We start from the raw sequence: 15,506 nt of genomic DNA, 5'->3' as shown, positions 1-15,506 counted from the left end.
ATGACCCCCACCAAGACCGAGGTGCCGCCGCGGCGCGGCACCCCCGAGGACGCGGCCCCGACACCGGTGATTTCCGTGCGCGGGCTGTGGAAGGTGTTCGGGCCGAAGGCCGAGCGGGTGCCGGAATCCGAGGAGCTGTGCGGACTCAGCCGCCGCGAACTCATGGAGCGCACCGGCTGCACCGCCGCCGTAAGGGACGTGAACTTCGAGGTCGCGCCCGGCGAGGTCTTCGTCGTCATGGGACTGTCCGGCTCTGGCAAGTCCACCCTGGTGCGCTGTCTGACCCGGCTGATCGAGCCCACCGCCGGCGAGATCGTCTTCGAGGGCGAGGACATCCGGGACGCCGACGAGAAGCGGCTGCGCGAACTGCGGCGCAGCAAGTTCTCCATGGTCTTCCAGCACTTCGGTCTGCTGCCCCACCGCCGCGTCGTCGACAACGTGGCGTTCGGGCTGGAGATCCGCGGCATGGGCAGGGCCGAGCGCACCCGCCGGGCGCTCGAGGTCGTCGAACTCGTGGGCCTCGCGGGCTACGAGAACTCCTACCCCGACCAGCTCTCCGGCGGTATGCAGCAACGCGTGGGCCTGGCAAGGGCGTTGGCGGGCGATCCGGACGTGCTCCTGTTCGACGAGCCGTTCTCCGCGCTGGACCCGCTGATCCGCCGTGACATGCAGAGCGAGGTCATCCGGCTGCACCACGAGGTCGGCAAGACCATGGTGTTCATCACCCACGACCTGTCCGAGGCCCTCAAGCTCGGCGACCGCATCCTCATCATGCGCGACGGGAAGATGGTCCAGTGCGGCACCGGCGACGAACTCGTGGGCGCCCCCGCCGACGACTACGTCCGCGACTTCGTGAAGGACGTGGCCCGCGGCGACGTCCTCACCCTGCGCTGGATCATGCGCCCGGCGACCCCCGAAGACCCGCTGGACGGGCCCGAGCTGGGCCCGGACGTCGTCGTCAAGGAAGCCACCCGGGCGGTGCTCGCCGCCGAGAAGCCCGTCAAGGTGGTCGAGAACGGCGAACTGCTCGGCATCGTCGGCGACGAGGAGATCCTCGCCGTGGTCGCCGGTCAGGAAGGCGACGCGTGATGACCGTCGCCATGGAGAAACCCGAGACATCGGGGGACGAACAGCGGACCCCGGCGCCCCCGCCGGTCGCCCCCGAGCGCCGGATCGGCCGGTCCATGGTGATCGCCGGGATCGTGGTCGTCTGGCTCGTCCTGTTCGCCGTACTGCGCGGGAAGCAGACCCTGACCCTGGCCGCGGCCGACCTCACCGACCTGCACCGCTGGCTCAACGACGTCAACGACTCCATCGGCGCCGACCGCAACTCCAACCCGCTCTTCCTGTACTTCTTCAACGAGATCCGGCTGGTCATCGACAACCTGGTGACCTTCGTCCAGGACCTCATCTCGCAGCCCTCCGGCGACCGTCCGCTGCCGCAGATCGGCTGGCTCGGGGTGGTCGGCCTGGCCGGATACGTCTCCTGGGCGGTGGCCAACTGGCGGGTCGCGCTGCTGGCCGTGGCCGGCTTCACCTTCCTCGGGCTCCAGGGCCTGTGGCAGGAGAGCATGGACACCCTGGCGCTGACGCTCTCCGCGGTCCTCGTCGCGCTGCTGTTCGCGATCCCGCTGGGCGTGTGGGCCGGCCTGTCGGAGCGGGTCAACCGGATCGTCACACCGTTCCTGGACTTCATGCAGACGATGCCGACCATGGTCTACCTCGCGCCGCTCACCCTGTTCTTCCTCATCGGCGGCGCTTCCGCGACCATCGCCACCGTCGTCTACGCGGCGCCACCGGCCATCCGCATCACCGCGCACGCCATCCGCTCGGTGCCCCCGACGACCGTCGAGGCGGCCGAGTCCATGGGCGCCACTCGTGGGCAGTCGCTGCTCAAGGTGCTGCTGCCCATGTCCAAGCGGACCGTGGTGATGGGCGTCAACCAGACCATCATGGCCGCCCTCGCCATGGTGACCATCGCCGCCCTGATCGACGCCCCCGGGCTCGGCAAGACCGTCGTCCAGGCCCTCCAGTCCCTCGACGTGGGCACGGCGTTCAACGCGGGCCTCGCGATCGTCGTCCTGGCGATCGTCCTGGACCGGGTCACCACCGCGGCGAGCGGACGCGCGGAGGCGGCCCGGCGGTCCGGCAACCCCCTGCTCAAGTGGCGCAGGCACCTGCTCGTGGCCGGGGGAGCGGTGGCGGCCGTCCTCGTCTATCTGTCGCACACCTATGTGTGGGCGGCCGAGTTCCCGGGTGACGGCAGCACCGGCAGCAACATCGCCAAGGCGGCCGACGACGTGACGACCTGGGCGCAGGACAACCTGTCGGGGCTGACCAACGCCTTCCGTGACGCTCTCACCAACGGCCTGCTCAACCCCTTCCAGACCCTGCTGACCGACTCCCCGTGGTGGCTCGTCGGCGTCGCTCTGATCGGGATCGCCGTGGTCCTCGGCGGTTGGCGGGCCGGGATCACCACGGCCGTGTGCGTGGGCCTGCTGGTCGCCACCGGCCTGTGGTCGGACGCCATGACCACCCTCGCGTCGACCGTCGTGGCGACCGTGCTGGTCATGCTGCTCGGCGTGGTCTTCGGGGTGTGGATGGGCCGCAGCGCGCTGGTGGACCGACTCGTGCGGCCCACCCTCGACGCGGCCCAGGTCATGCCGCCGTTCGTCTACCTCGTGCCGTTCCTCGCCCTGTTCGGCGCGACCCGGTTCACGGCCATCGTGGCCGCGATCGTCTACGCGGCCCCGGTCGCCATCAAGATCATCGCGGACGGGGTGCGGACCGTCCCCGCGACCACCGTCGAGGCGGCCACCTCCACCGGGTGCAACACCTGGCAGATCATCACCAAGGTCCAGCTCCCGATGGCCCGCAGCGCCCTGACGCTCGCGACCAACCAGGGCCTGATCTACGTGCTGTCGATGGTCGTCGTCGGCGGCCTGGTGGGCGCGGGCGCCCTCGGCTACGACGTGGTGGCCGGCTTCTCGCAGGGACAGCTGTACGGCAAGGGCCTGGCGGCCGGACTCGCCATCGTCCTGCTGGGCGTCATGTTCGACCGGATCACTCAGGCAGCGGCTCGCCGCACCAGCGCATGAATAAGGAGCACTCCACGATGGCAAGACACTGGCGAGCCGGCGCGGCCGGCCTGGCCGTCCTCGGCCTCACCCTCACGGCCTGCGGAGGCGCGAAGGTCGGTGACTCCTCGGAGGCCGGCGGTTCGGGCAGCTCCGGCAAGTGCGGCACCTTCAACCTCGCGGTCAACCCCTGGGTCGGCTACGAGGCGGACGCGGCGGTCGTCGCGTACGTCGCCGAGCACGACCTGAAGTGCAAGGTCACCAAGAAGGACCTCAAGGAGGAGATCGCCTGGCAGGGCTTCGGTACCGGCGAGGTCGACGCGATCCTGGAGAACTGGGGTCACGAGGACCTGAAGAAGAAGTACATCACCCAGCAGAAGACCGCGGTGGAGGCCGGCTCGACCGGAAACAAGGGGGTCATCGGCTGGTTCGTGCCGCCGTGGATGGTCAAGAAGTACCCCGACATCACCGACTGGAAGAACCTCAACAAGTACGCGTCGCTCTTCAAGACCTCGGAGTCGGGCGACAAGGGCCAGTTGCTGGACGGCGACCCGTCCTACGTCACCAATGACGAGGCGCTGGTGAAGAACCTCAAGCTGAACTTCAAGGTCGTGCAGGGAGGCAGCGAGACCTCGCTGATCCAGTCCTTCCGGCAGGCGGAGCAGAAGAAGACACCGTTCATCGGGTACTTCTACTCGCCGCAGTGGTTCTTCTCCGAGGTCCCTCTCGTCCGGGTCGACCTGCCCAAGTACACGACCGGCTGCGACGCCGACCCGGCCAAGGTCGCCTGTGACTACCCCGACTACGACCTCGACAAGATCGTGAGCGCGAAGTTCGCCAAGTCGGGCAGCCCGGCCTACGACCTGGTGAAGAAGTTCAACTGGACCAACGACGACCAGAACACCGTGGCCAAGTACATCGCGGTGGACAAGATGACGCCGGACGCGGCGGCCAAGAAGTGGGTCGACGCCAACCGCGACAAGGTCGACGCCTGGATCAAGTAGGGCTGTGCGGGGGCCCGGTGGGCGGTGCGCGCGGGTGCGCGCCGCCCACCGGGCCCCCGGTGTTTTCCGGCCGGTTCCACGAGGTCACGGGACCTCTTGACACCCACCGGCGCGACGGGCACATTGAGTTGCGCAGCCTGAATCGTGTTGCGTAAAAAGCAACTTATCCGGAGGTGCGGCGATGGCGGGACCCCGAGTGGTCATCATCGGAGCGGGCGTCGTCGGCGCGGCACTGGCCGACGAGCTCTCCGCGCGCGGCTGGACCGAGGTGACCGTCGTCGACCAGGGCCCGCTGCCCGCCACCGGCGGGTCGTCCTCGCACGCGCCGGGCCTGGTCTTCCAGGCCAACCCCTCCAAGACGATGACCGAGCTGGCCCGCTACACCGTCGAGAAGTTCTGCTCCCTCGACGTCGACGGGCAGCCCTGCTTCCTCCAGGTCGGCGGCCTGGAGGTGGCCACCACCCCGGAGCGCGTCACCGAGCTGCACCGCCGGCAGGGCTGGCTCACCGCCTGGGGCGTCGAGTCACGGATCCTGACCGCCGACGAGTGCGTCGAGCAGCACCCCCTGGTCAACCGGGACCGCGTCCTCGCCGGCCTGCACATCCCCACCGACGGTCTCGCCAAGGCCGTCCTCGCCGTCGAGGCCCAGATCCGCCGGGCCACCGGGCGCGGAGTGACCTTCCTGGCCCGCCACGAAGTCCTGGACATCCTCCGGACCGACGGCGAGGTCACCGGCGTCCGCACCGACCAGGGCGACCTGGAAGCCGACATCGTCGTCTGCTGCGCCGGCATCTGGGGCCCGAGGATCGCCCGCATGGTGGGCATGAACCTCCCGCTCACCCCGCTCGCCCACCAGCTCGCCTGGACCGGCCCGGTCCCCGCGCTCGCGGGCCAGACCGAGGAGGCGGTGCGCCCGATCCTGCGCCACCAGGACGCCGACCTCTACTACCGCGACCGCCACGACACCCTCGGCATCGGCTACTACGGCCACCGCCCCATGCCGATCACCGCCGACGAGATCCTCTCCTTCGACGAGGCCGACGCGATGCCGTCGGTCCTGAAGTTCACCGAGGACGACTTCGCCGACGCCTGGACCGAGACACAGTCACTGCTGCCCGCGACCAGGGACGCCAAGGTGGAGGAGGGCATCAACGGCCTGTTCTCCTTCACCACCGACGGCCTGCCCCTCCTCGGCGAGTCCCCGGACGTCAAGGGCTTCTGGGTCGCCGAGGCCGTGTGGGTCACCCACTCCGCCGGAGTCGGCCGGGCCGTCGCCGAGTGGCTGGTCGACGGCCACTGCTCCTCCTTCGACCTCCATGAGTGCGACGTGAACCGCTTCGAGCCGCACCAGCTCTCCCCGGAGTACGTCCTGGCCCGCGACTGCCAGAACTTCGTCGAGGTCTACGACATCCTCCACCCGCTCCAGCCCTCCGGCGCGCCGCGCCCGATCCGCACCAGCCCCTTCCACGCCCGCCAGCAGGAACTCGGCGCCCTCTTCCTGGAGGCCAACGGCTGGGAGCGGCCGCACTGGTACGAGGCCAACGCGGGCCTGGTGGAAGGCCGTTCGATCGTCACGCCCAACGACTGGGCCGCCCGGTACTGGTCGCCCATCGTCGGCGCCGAGGCCCAGGTCACCCGCGAGACCGTCGCGATGTACGACATGACGGCCCTCAAGCGCCTGGAGGTGAGCGGACGGGGAGCCGCCGACTTCCTGGAGCGGCTGTGCACCGGCAAGGTCGCCAAGTCCGTCGGCTCGGTGACGTACACCCTGCTCCTCGACCACGACGGCGGCATCCGCAGCGACATCACCGTCGCGAGGCTCGCCCCCGACGTCTTCCAGGTCGGCGCCAACGGCAACCTCGACCTCGACTGGTTCACCCGCCACCTCCCCGCCGACGGCACCGTCCAGGTCCGCGACATCACCCCCGGCACCTGCTGCATCGGCCTGTGGGGCCCGCTCGCCCGGGACGTCCTCCAGCCGCTCACCGACGCCGACTTCTCGGCGAGCGGCCTCAAGTACTTCCGCGCCAAGCGCGCCCACATCGGTTCCGTCCCGGTGACGGCCATGCGGCTGTCGTACGTCGGCGAACTCGGCTGGGAGCTGTACACCACCGCAGACCTCGGGCAGAAGCTCTGGGACACCCTGTGGCGGGCGGCGAAACCGCTGGGCGGCATCGCGGCCGGCCGGGGCGCCTTCAACAGTCTGCGCCTGGAGAAGGGTTACCGCTCCTTCGGCACCGACATGACCTACGAGCACGACCCGTACGAGGCCGGGGTCGGCTTCGCCGTGAAGGCCGACAAGGAGGACTTCATCGGCAAGGCGGCGCTGGAGCGGCGCAAGGCCGACGTACGGCGCAGGCTCACCTGCCTGACCATCGACGACCCGCGGGCCGTCGTCATGGGCAAGGAGCCGGTGTACGACGGTGAGCACGCGGTCGGCTACGTCACCAGCGCCGCCTTCGGACACACGATCGGCAAGGGCATCGCGTACGCGTGGCTCCCGGCGCACCTGGCCACCCCCGGCACACCCCTCCGGATCGGCTACTTCGACCAGCTGGTGCAAGCCGTGGTCGCCGAGGAGCCCCTGTTCGACCCGGCCATGTCCCGCCTGCGCGGCTGACCCAGCGCGCGCAGGAGACGCCGTCCCCGCACCTCCCGGCATCTCAGGAGACCTCCGATGAGCCCCCGCACCCCCGGCGCCGAACTCCCCGAACACCCGGACTGGCTGTGGCGCACACCCGAGCCGAAGCGCTCCTACGACGTGATCGTCGTCGGCGGCGGCGGACACGGTCTGGCCACCGCCCACTACCTCGCGAAGAACCACGGCATCACCAATGTGGCCGTGCTGGAGAAGGGCTGGCTCGCGGGCGGCAACATGGCCCGCAACACCACGATCATCCGCTCCAACTACCTCTGGGACGAGAGCGCGGGCATCTACGAACACGCGCTGAAACTCTGGGAGGGACTGGCGGACGAACTCGACTACCCGATCCTCTTCTCCCAGCGGGGCGTGCTCAACCTCGCCCACAGCCTCCAGGACGTCCGCGACAGCGTGCGCCGGGTGGAGGCGAACCGCCTCAACGGCGTGGACGCGGAATGGCTCGACGCGGACGGGGTCAAGGAGGTCTGCCCGATCGTCGACATCTCCCCGGACGTGCGCTATCCGGTCCTCGGCGGCACCTACCAGCCCCGCGCCGGCATCGCCAAGCACGACCACGTCGCCTGGGGCCTGGCCCGCTCGGCCGACGCGGTGGGCATCGACATCATCCAGAACTGCGAGGTCACCGGCCTGGACGTGGTCGGCGGCCGGGTGACCGGCGTCCAGACCACACGCGGCCCGATCGCCGCGGGCAAGGTGGCGCTGTGCTCGGCGGGCCACACCTCGGTCCTCGCGGCCATGGCCGGCATCGAACTCCCGCTCCAGAGCCATCCGTTGCAGGCCCTGGTCTCCGAACTCCTCGAGCCCGTGCACCCGACGGTCGTGATGTCCAACGCCGTCCACGTGTATGTCAGCCAGGCGCACAAGGGCGAGCTGGTGATGGGGGCGGGCATCGACTCGTACAACTCCTACACCCAGCGCGGCGCGTTCCACATCATCGAGGAACAGATGGCGGCCGCCCTGGAGCTCTTCCCGGTCTTCGCCCGCGCCCACGTGCTGCGCACCTGGGGCGGCATCGTCGACGTCAGCCCCGACGCCTCACCGATCATCGGCCTCACCCCCGTCGACAACCTGTACCTCAACTGCGGCTGGGGAACGGGCGGTTTCAAGGCCACCCCGGGCGTCGGCTGGGTCTACGCCCACACGATCGCCCACGACACGCCCCACCCCCTCAACGCCCCCTTCACGCTCGACCGTTTCACCACCGGCGCGCTCGTCGACGAGCACGGCGCCGCCGCGGTGGCCCACTAGGGATCCTCGAGGAGCCGAACGACATGCTGCTGATCCCCTGCCCGTGGTGCGGGCCCCGCGACGAGTCCGAGTTCCACTACGGCGGCCAGGCCCACGTCCCCTATCCCGAGACCCCGGCCGACCTGACCGACGAGGACTGGGCCCGCTACCTCTTCTTCCGCACCAACCCGAAGGGCCCCTTCGCCGAACGCTGGAGCCACGCGGCGGGCTGCCGCCGCTGGTTCAACGCGGTGAGGAACACGGCGACGAACGAGGTGCTGGCGGTGTACCGGGTGGGGGAAAGCCAGCCCGCTCCTGTGGAGCCCCGTTCGGTGTATCCAGCCCGTCCGGCGTTTGAGGACGAGGCCCTTCGGGCCGACGGGGGTCCGGGGGCGGAGCCCCCGGGCGGGGTCGAAGGGGCAGCAGCCCCTGGTGGGGGTCCCCCCTCTGGGGGAGGGACGGGTAGGGGCGGCGGGGGCGAGGAAAACCCCTTCCGCCACCCCACCCGAGGCCGAATCGCCCGAGACGAACCCCTCACCTTCACCTTCGACGGCACCACATACCAGGGCTACAAGGGCGACACCCTCGCCTCCGCCCTCCTCGCCAACGGCATCATCCAGACCGGCACCAGCATCAAACTCGGCCGTCCCCGAGGCATCTTCTCCGCCGGCGTGGAAGAACCCAACGCGGTCGTCCAGATCGAGAAGCCGTTCCCCGAGCCCATGCTCCCCGCCACCACCGTCGAACTCCACGAGGGCCTCGTCGCGACCGGCCTCCCCGGCCAGGGCCGACTCGCCACCACCCCCGACCCCGCCCGCTACGACGCCGTACACACCCACTGCGACGTCCTGATCGTCGGCGCCGGCCCCGCCGGCCTCGCGGCAGCCGCGGCGGCGGCGCACAGCGGCGCCCGGGTGATCCTCGCCGACGACCAACCAGAGCCGGGCGGCAGTCTGCTGGGCACGGCGGAGCACCTCGACTGGGTCGAGGAGACAGCGGCCCTCCTCGAAGCCGCCCCCGACGTCCGCGTCCTGCGCCGCACCACCGTCTTCGGGTACTACGACGACAACCACCTCCTCGCCGTCGAGCGCCGCACCCACCACCTCGGCGCGGACGCCTCCGCGCACGTCTCCCGTGAACGCGTCCACCGCATCCGGGCCCGCGGGGTCGTGCTCGCCACCGGCGCCCACGAACGCTCCCTCGCGTTCGCCGACAACGACCGTCCCGGAGTGATGCTGGCCGCCTCGGCCCGTACCCACCTCAACCGGCACGGTGTGCTGCCCGGCCGGCAGGCGGTCGTGTTCACCACCAACGACAGCGCGTACGCGGCGGCCCTCGACCTGCACTCGGCCGGCGTGCACGTGGCGGCGATCGTCGACACCCGCCCGGAGCCGGGGGAGTGGGCCGACCGCGCCCGCGAGGCCGGCATCGAGGTGCTGCCCGGCCACGCCGTCACCGGAACGGAGGGCGAGGCGCGTCTTACCGCCGTGACCGTCGCCCCGTACGGAACCACCGAAACGACCACGGGACAGCGGGAGTTCGCCGCCGACCTGCTCCTGGTCTCCGGCGGCTGGAACCCCGTGGCCCACCTGTTCAGCCAGGCGGGCGGCACTCTGCGCCACGACGAGACGCTCGGCACCTTCGTCCCCGACTCCTGCCGCCAGGCCGTCGAGGTCGCGGGCGCCGCCAGCGGCGTGTCCGACCTGCGCGGAGCCTTCGCGCAGGGCGCCGCCGCCGGGGCCCGAGCCGTCGAGGCCGAGGGCTACACCGCCCGGACACCCGGCCTCCCGCAGGTGCCCGCACCGCCCCGGCCCACCCCGCCCATGCAGGTCTTCACCGTCCCCGGCCGGGAGGGCGCCCCCCGCTTCGTCGACCTCCAGCGCGACGTCACCGTGGACGACCTGGCCCGCGCCACCGGCGCCGGCATGCGCTCGGTGGAGCACACCAAGCGTTACACCACGGCCGGCACCGCCAACGACCAGGGCAAGACCTCCGGTGTCCTGGCGAGCGGTGTCGTCGCCGAACTGCTCGGGGTGGACGTCTCGGCGCTCGGCACCACGACCTTCCGGCCGCCGTACACCCCCGTCTCCTTCGCCGCGCTCGCCGGCCGCGACCGGGGCGCGCTCCACGACCCGGTCCGCACGACAGCCCTGCACGCGTGGCACGTCGAGCACGGGGCCCGCTTCGAGAACGTCGGCCAGTGGAAGCGGCCCTGGTACTACCCGCGCGACGGCGAGGACATGACGACGGCCGTCCTGCGCGAGTGCGCCGCCGCCCGCGAGGGCGTCGCCTTCATGGACGCCTCCACCCTCGGCAAGATCGACGTACAGGGCCCGGACGCGGCCGTCCTCCTGGACCGGCTCTACACCAACATGATGTCCACCCTGAAGGTCGGCATGATCCGCTACGGCGTGATGTGCCGGCTGGACGGCATGGTCTTCGACGACGGCACCGTCATCCGGCTCGCCCCCGACCGCTTCCTGGTCACCACGACCACCGGCAACGCGGCGGCCGTACTGGACTGGATGGAGGAGTGGCTCCAGACGGAGTGGCCGGAGCTGAAGGTCCACTGCACCTCCGTCACCGAACAGTGGGCCACCGTCGCCCTGGTCGGGCCGAAGTCCCGCGCGGTCCTCGGCTCCCTCGCGCCCCGACTGGCGGTCGGCAACGACGACTTCCCGTTCATGGCCTGGCGCGAGACCACCGTCGCCGGCCTCGACGCGCGCGTGTGCCGGATCAGCTTCTCCGGCGAACTCGCCTACGAGATCAACGTGTCGCCGTGGCAGGCCCGTACCCTGTGGGAGGCGCTGCACGAGGCCGGCGCCCCGTACGGCATCACCCCGTACGGCACCGAGACCATGCACGTCCTGCGCGCCGAGAAGGGCTACCCGATCATCGGCCAGGACACCGACGGCACCGTCACCCCGCACGACCTCGGCATGAGCTGGGCGGTGTCCAGGAAGAAGTCCGACTTCATCGGCAAGCGCTCCTACGCCCGCGCCGACACCGCCCGCCCCGACCGCAAGCACCTCGTCGGCCTGCTCCCCGAGGACCCCGGCACCCTCCTCCCCGAGGGCACCCAGCTGGTCGCCGACGGCGTGCTGCCCGCGCCGCCCGTCCCGATGCTCGGCCATGTCACCTCCAGCTACCGCAGCGCGGCCCTCGGCCGGACCTTCGCCCTCGCCCTGGTCAAGGGCGGCCGGGAGCGCGTCGGCGAGCGGCTCTACGCCCCGGTCGGCGACCGGCTGGTCCCGGTGACCGTCGCAAGCCCCGTCCTCTACGACCCCGAGGGAGCCCGCCGCGATGGCTGACACCGCCCCGACCGCCGCCCCGCTCCGCAGCCCGCTGGGCCCGGCCCGGGACCGCCTGGCCGCCGTGACCCGCTCCTCCCGGGGCGCGGTCCGGCTGGCGGAGCTGCCCTTCCTGACCCAGCTCGACGTGCGTCTGGACCCCAAGGGGGCGGCGGCCGACGCCGTCGGTCTGGCGCTGGGGCTCCCGCTGCCCGTGGAGCCCGACACCGTCGTACGCGCCGGGGAGCTCACCGCACTGTGGCTCGGCCCCGACGAGTGGCTCGTGGTGGGGCCGCCCGGGCGGCGGGACATGGAGAGCCGTATCCGCGAGGCCGGCGGTGACGAGCCGATGTCCGTCGTCGACGTGTCAGCGCAGCGCACCACGCTGCTGGTCTCGGGACCCCGGGCCCGCGATCTGCTGGCCCACGGCTGCTCCCTGGACCTGCACCCGCGTGCCTTCAGGGCCGGACGCTGCGCCCAGACCACCCTGGGGCGCACCCAGGTGGTGCTGGTCGCGCGCGACGAGCCCAGCGCCGGGTTCTGGGTGCTGGTGCGTTCGTCCTTCGCCGGCTACCTCGCCGACTGGCTGGTGGACGCGGCCGTGGAGTGGACGGGCCCGGACCTCTTGACGGAGCCTCAGCCCAAGTAGCCCAGCCGGCGGCTGAGTTCGTCGGCTCCCTCGACGAGGAGGGGGGCCAGCTCGTGCATCCGCTCCTCGGTGAGGCGGAAGGCGGGCCCCGAGGCGGTGAGGGCGGCGACGACCTCGCCGCCCGAGGAACGCACGGGCGCGGCCATGGCGTTGAGGCCCTCCTCGTACTCCTCCAGCGTCATGGCGTAGCCCTGCTCACGGACCCGGGCCAGCTCGGCGTCCAGGCTCTTGCGGGACGTCAGGGTGCGGGCCGTCATGCGGTCGAGTCCGGCCTCGGCGACGAGCTCGTCCAGGCGCTCGGGATCGAGGTGGGCGAGCAGGACCTTGCCGCTCGACGTGCAGTGCATCGGGGTGAGCCGGCCGACCCAGTTCTGCGCGGTGATCGCGGACTGGCCGCGCACCTGGTCGAGGTTGATCACATGGTGGGACTCCAGCACCGCGATGTTCATCGTCTCGCCGAGGGTGTCGGCGAGGCGCTCGCAGATCCCGCGCCCGTGCTTGGTGACGTCGATGCGTCCGGTGACCGCGCCGGCCAGCCGCACGATGCCGAAGCCGAGGCGGTACTTCCCGCGCTCGCCCTCCTGCTCGACCATCCCGTGCGCCTCCAGCGCGCCGAGCAGGCGGAACGCGGTGGACTTGTGGACGTCGATGGCGTCGGCCACTTCACTGACGCCTGCCTCGCCGCGCTGGGCCAGGATCTCCAGCACGGTGACAGCCCGGTCGACGGACTGCACACCGCCGCCGGACGCCCCCGCGGACTCGGTGCCGTTGCTGCTCATGGCGGAACCTTATGCGAAGGGGTCGACCCAGGTCAGCGGAAGACCACCGTGCGGCGGCCGTTGATCATCACCCGGCTCTGGCTGTGCCACTCGACGGCCCGGGCGAGGACCTGCGCCTCGACGTCCCGGCCAAGGGTCACCAGGGTCTCCGGGCTCTGCGCGTGGCTCACCCGGATCACGTCCTGCTCGATGATCGGCCCCTCGTCGAGGTCGGGGGTGACGTAGTGGGCCGTGGCCCCGACCAGCTTGACGCCCCGCTCGTGCGCCTGGACGTAGGGGCGGGCGCCCTTGAAGCTCGGCAGGAAGGAGTGGTGGATGTTGATCGCCCGGCCCTCCAGCTGCTTGCACAGGTCGTTGGAGAGGATCTGCATGTAGCGGGCGAGGACCACCAGGTCGATGTCCAGCCGCTCGACGAGCTCCAGCAGCCGCGCCTCCGCCTCCGGCTTGGTCTCCGGGGTCACCGGCACGTGGTGGAAGGGGATGCCGTAGCTCTCGGCGAGCGGTGCGAAGTCCCGGTGGTTGGAGACGATCGCCGGTACCTCGATGTTCAGCGCGCCGGTGCGCCGCCGGAAGAGCAGGTCGTTCAGACAGTGGCCGAACTTCGACACCATGATCAGGGTGCGGGTCGGGGTCGAGGCGGTGTGCAGCTGCCAGGTGATCCGGTACGCCTCGGCGACCGGGGCGAAGCCGGAGCGCAGCTTCTCCAGGGAGGTGTCCGGGTCCGAGACGTCGAAGTGGACGCGCATGAAGAAGCGGTCCTGGAGCCGGTCGTCGAACTGCTGGCTCTCCTGGATGTTCCCGGAGTGGCGGACGAGGAAGCCGGTGACGGCGTGGACGAGTCCGGAGCGGTCGGGGCAGGAGAGGGTGAGGACGAACTCGCGGTCGGGTTGCGGTCGAAGAGACACTGAGTCCTCCCGATGGCTGCGCATTACGCAACAGTGCGACTGATACGCAACATGCTCGCGGCACCTGTGCCCCGCGGTCAAGGGCCCCCGCCCGGAGAACGGCCCGGTTGACCCCCGCCCGGTGACCGGGGCGCGGATCGTCAACGGCCGGGCGGCTCCCGGCAAAGGCGCGGGCAAGGTTTGCCCGTACCGCGGGCCGTCCGCGGCTCGACGACCGTCTGGCCACGCGGTGTTCACCCGGACGCCGCCGAGTCACGCCAGGGTGCGGTCGTCGTCAGCCAGGGAGGGCATCATGACCGCACAGTCGGGTCCGGGGGCAGCGGACGGGTCGGAGAAGACGTCCGAGGGGGTCAGCAGGCGCCACGCGCTCGGCCTGTTCGGTTCGGCGGGAGCGGGCGCCGCCGTCACCCCGCTGCTCGGAGCCGGTCCGGCCCAGGCCGCCCCGGCACTGCACCTCACCGCGGACGCCTCCGGCGCGCCCCCGGTCCAGGGACTGCACCTGACCTTCGGCGCCGACCCGCGCACCCGGATGAACGTCTCGTGGATCACCGACCGGCCGGTGACCGGACCCGTCGTGCGCTACGGCACCCTGGAGCACGGCTTCGGCTCCAAGGCCGCGGCCAGGACCGTCACCTACGTCGACGGCACCTCCGGCCGTACCGTGTACGTCCACCACGCCGCCCTGGAGCGGCTCAGCCCCGGCACCGAGTACCTCTACCTCGCCACCCACGAGGGCGCCACGCCCGACAGCGGGACCTTCCGCACGGCCCCCCGCGGCCGGCAGCCGTTCACCTTCACCAGCTTCGGCGACCAGTCCGCCCCACAGGTGACCTGGGCGGCCAACGGCACCCCGGCGCTGGACGCCAACTCCACCCCCGCGACCAAGGACATCGTCACCGGCGTCGAGCAGGTCGCCCCGCTCTTCCACCTCCTCAACGGCGACCTGTGCTACGCCAACCTCGACGTCGACCGGGTCCGCACCTGGAACAACTTCTTCACCAACAACACCCGCTCCGCCCGCTTCCGCCCCTGGATGCCGGCGGCCGGGAACCACGAGATCGAGAAGGCCAACGGCCCGCTCGGACTCGGCGCCTACCAGGCCTACTTCGCCCTCCCGTCCACCGAGACCGACCCCGAACTCGCCGGGCTGTGGTACGCGTTCACCGTCGGCTCGGTCCGCGTGATCGTCCTCCAGAACGACGACAACTGCCTCCAGGACGGCGGCGACCTCTACATCAGCGGCTACTCGGGAGGACGCCAACTCGCCTTTCTGGAGCGGGAGCTGAAGGCGGCACGGGCCTCGCGGGACGTCGACTGGGTGGTCGTCGCCATGCACCAGGTGATGATCAGTTCCTCGGACGCCAACGGCGCCGACCTCGGACTGCGGCAGAAGTACGGCCCCCTCTTCGACCGGTACGGCGTGGACCTGGTGCTGTGCGGCCACGAGCACAACTACGAGCGCTCCCTCGCCGTCCGCGGAGTCGTCACCGGCAGCGAGACCCTGACCCCCAGCCCGGTCTCCGGGGCCACCGACTCCATCGACACCGGCCTCGGCACCGTGCACATGATCCTCGGCGGCGGAGGCGTCTCGGGCACCACCAACCAGAACTTCTTCAAGGACGGCACCGCCAAGGTGATCACCTCCGTCTCGGCGGCCCCCGGGGCCAACGGCAAACGCACCGCCGCCTACACCAAGGAGCAGGCGGTCTGGACCGGGGTCCGGGACACCGAGCACCCCTACGGCTTCGCCGCCTTCACCGTCGACCCCGGCCGGCACGCCGGGGACACCACCCGCATGCACGTGACGTACTACAACGTCAACAAACCGGGCGGCGAGCTCTCGGTCTTCGAGACGTTCACCCTGCACCGCCGCCGCTCCGACGGCCACTCCGGGTGACGGCACCGGCCGTCGC

The 15,506-nt window shown here is 71.1% G+C and carries 10 protein-coding genes; 8 read left to right on the top strand and 2 right to left on the bottom strand.

The window, feature by feature from the left end; translation table 11 throughout:
- From AC2XR2_RS05905 to AC2XR2_RS05875, 7 genes are all read left to right on the top strand, one after another.
- Window positions 1-1,089: a quaternary amine ABC transporter ATP-binding protein gene (locus AC2XR2_RS05905; protein WP_381301430.1), complete on the top strand. Its 1,089-nt coding sequence runs from the start codon at window positions 1-3 to the stop codon at window positions 1,087-1,089.
- The gene (locus AC2XR2_RS05900) at window positions 1,089-3,098 is read left to right on the top strand and encodes an ABC transporter permease (RefSeq protein ID WP_381301432.1); all 2,010 of its coding nucleotides are present in this window, start codon (window positions 1,089-1,091) and stop codon (window positions 3,096-3,098) included. The genes AC2XR2_RS05905 and AC2XR2_RS05900 overlap by 1 nt, the downstream gene beginning before the upstream one ends.
- 17 nt (window positions 3,099-3,115) lie before the next feature.
- Window positions 3,116-4,081 (top strand): ABC transporter substrate-binding protein, encoded by a 966-nt coding sequence (locus AC2XR2_RS05895; RefSeq protein WP_381301433.1) that lies wholly within the window; start codon window positions 3,116-3,118, stop codon window positions 4,079-4,081.
- 181 nt (window positions 4,082-4,262) lie between these two features.
- Complete coding sequence (locus AC2XR2_RS05890) at window positions 4,263-6,701, top strand: GcvT family protein (RefSeq protein ID WP_491514498.1); 2,439 nt, start codon at window positions 4,263-4,265, stop codon at window positions 6,699-6,701.
- A gap of 57 nt (window positions 6,702-6,758) precedes the next feature.
- On the top strand, window positions 6,759-7,991 hold the full coding sequence (locus AC2XR2_RS05885; RefSeq protein WP_491514497.1) for a sarcosine oxidase subunit beta family protein: 1,233 nt from the start codon (window positions 6,759-6,761) through the stop codon (window positions 7,989-7,991).
- Between the two features lie 23 nt (window positions 7,992-8,014).
- Window positions 8,015-11,281, top strand: coding sequence for a sarcosine oxidase subunit delta family protein (locus tag AC2XR2_RS05880; protein ID WP_491514496.1), 3,267 nt, complete (start codon window positions 8,015-8,017; stop codon window positions 11,279-11,281).
- Window positions 11,274-11,909 (top strand): sarcosine oxidase subunit gamma, encoded by a 636-nt coding sequence (locus AC2XR2_RS05875; protein WP_491514495.1) that lies wholly within the window; start codon window positions 11,274-11,276, stop codon window positions 11,907-11,909. The genes AC2XR2_RS05880 and AC2XR2_RS05875 overlap by 8 nt, the downstream gene beginning before the upstream one ends.
- On the opposite strand, the gene AC2XR2_RS05870 is transcribed toward AC2XR2_RS05875, so the two are convergent.
- Entirely contained in the window at window positions 11,897-12,688 is a 792-nt protein-coding gene (locus AC2XR2_RS05870; RefSeq protein WP_330268466.1) for an IclR family transcriptional regulator, read from the bottom strand. The two genes, AC2XR2_RS05875 and AC2XR2_RS05870, sit on opposite strands and share 13 nt — an antisense overlap.
- 32 nt (window positions 12,689-12,720) lie before the next feature.
- Complete coding sequence (gene purU / locus AC2XR2_RS05865; RefSeq protein WP_491514494.1) at window positions 12,721-13,593, bottom strand: formyltetrahydrofolate deformylase; 873 nt, start codon at window positions 13,591-13,593, stop codon at window positions 12,721-12,723.
- Between the two features lie 292 nt (window positions 13,594-13,885).
- Between purU and AC2XR2_RS05860 the strand changes: the two genes are divergently transcribed.
- Complete coding sequence (locus AC2XR2_RS05860) at window positions 13,886-15,490, top strand: purple acid phosphatase family protein (RefSeq protein WP_491514493.1); 1,605 nt, start codon at window positions 13,886-13,888, stop codon at window positions 15,488-15,490.
- Window positions 15,491-15,506: the final 16 nt, after the last annotated feature.

The sequence above is a fragment of the Streptomyces sp. LS-MS-L19 genome, assembly GCF_058382285.1.
This window is presented reverse-complemented; position numbering and strand designations above follow the sequence as displayed.

Bases quoted from the DNA above. Each gene is read 5' to 3' on its own strand.
- AC2XR2_RS05905 (WP_381301430.1), top strand. From the start codon at position 1: ATGACCCCCACCAAGACCGAGGTGCCGCCGCGGCGCGGCACCCCCGAG.
- AC2XR2_RS05900 (WP_381301432.1), top strand. From the start codon at position 1,089: ATGACCGTCGCCATGGAGAAACCCGAGACATCGGGGGACGAACAGCGG.
- AC2XR2_RS05895 (WP_381301433.1), top strand. From the start codon at position 3,116: ATGGCAAGACACTGGCGAGCCGGCGCGGCCGGCCTGGCCGTCCTCGGC.
- AC2XR2_RS05890 (WP_491514498.1), top strand. From the start codon at position 4,263: ATGGCGGGACCCCGAGTGGTCATCATCGGAGCGGGCGTCGTCGGCGCG.
- AC2XR2_RS05885 (WP_491514497.1), top strand. From the start codon at position 6,759: ATGAGCCCCCGCACCCCCGGCGCCGAACTCCCCGAACACCCGGACTGG.
- AC2XR2_RS05880 (WP_491514496.1), top strand. From the start codon at position 8,015: ATGCTGCTGATCCCCTGCCCGTGGTGCGGGCCCCGCGACGAGTCCGAG.
- AC2XR2_RS05875 (WP_491514495.1), top strand. From the start codon at position 11,274: ATGGCTGACACCGCCCCGACCGCCGCCCCGCTCCGCAGCCCGCTGGGC.
- AC2XR2_RS05870 (WP_330268466.1), bottom strand. From the start codon at position 12,688: ATGAGCAGCAACGGCACCGAGTCCGCGGGGGCGTCCGGCGGCGGTGTG.
- AC2XR2_RS05860 (WP_491514493.1), top strand. From the start codon at position 13,886: ATGACCGCACAGTCGGGTCCGGGGGCAGCGGACGGGTCGGAGAAGACG.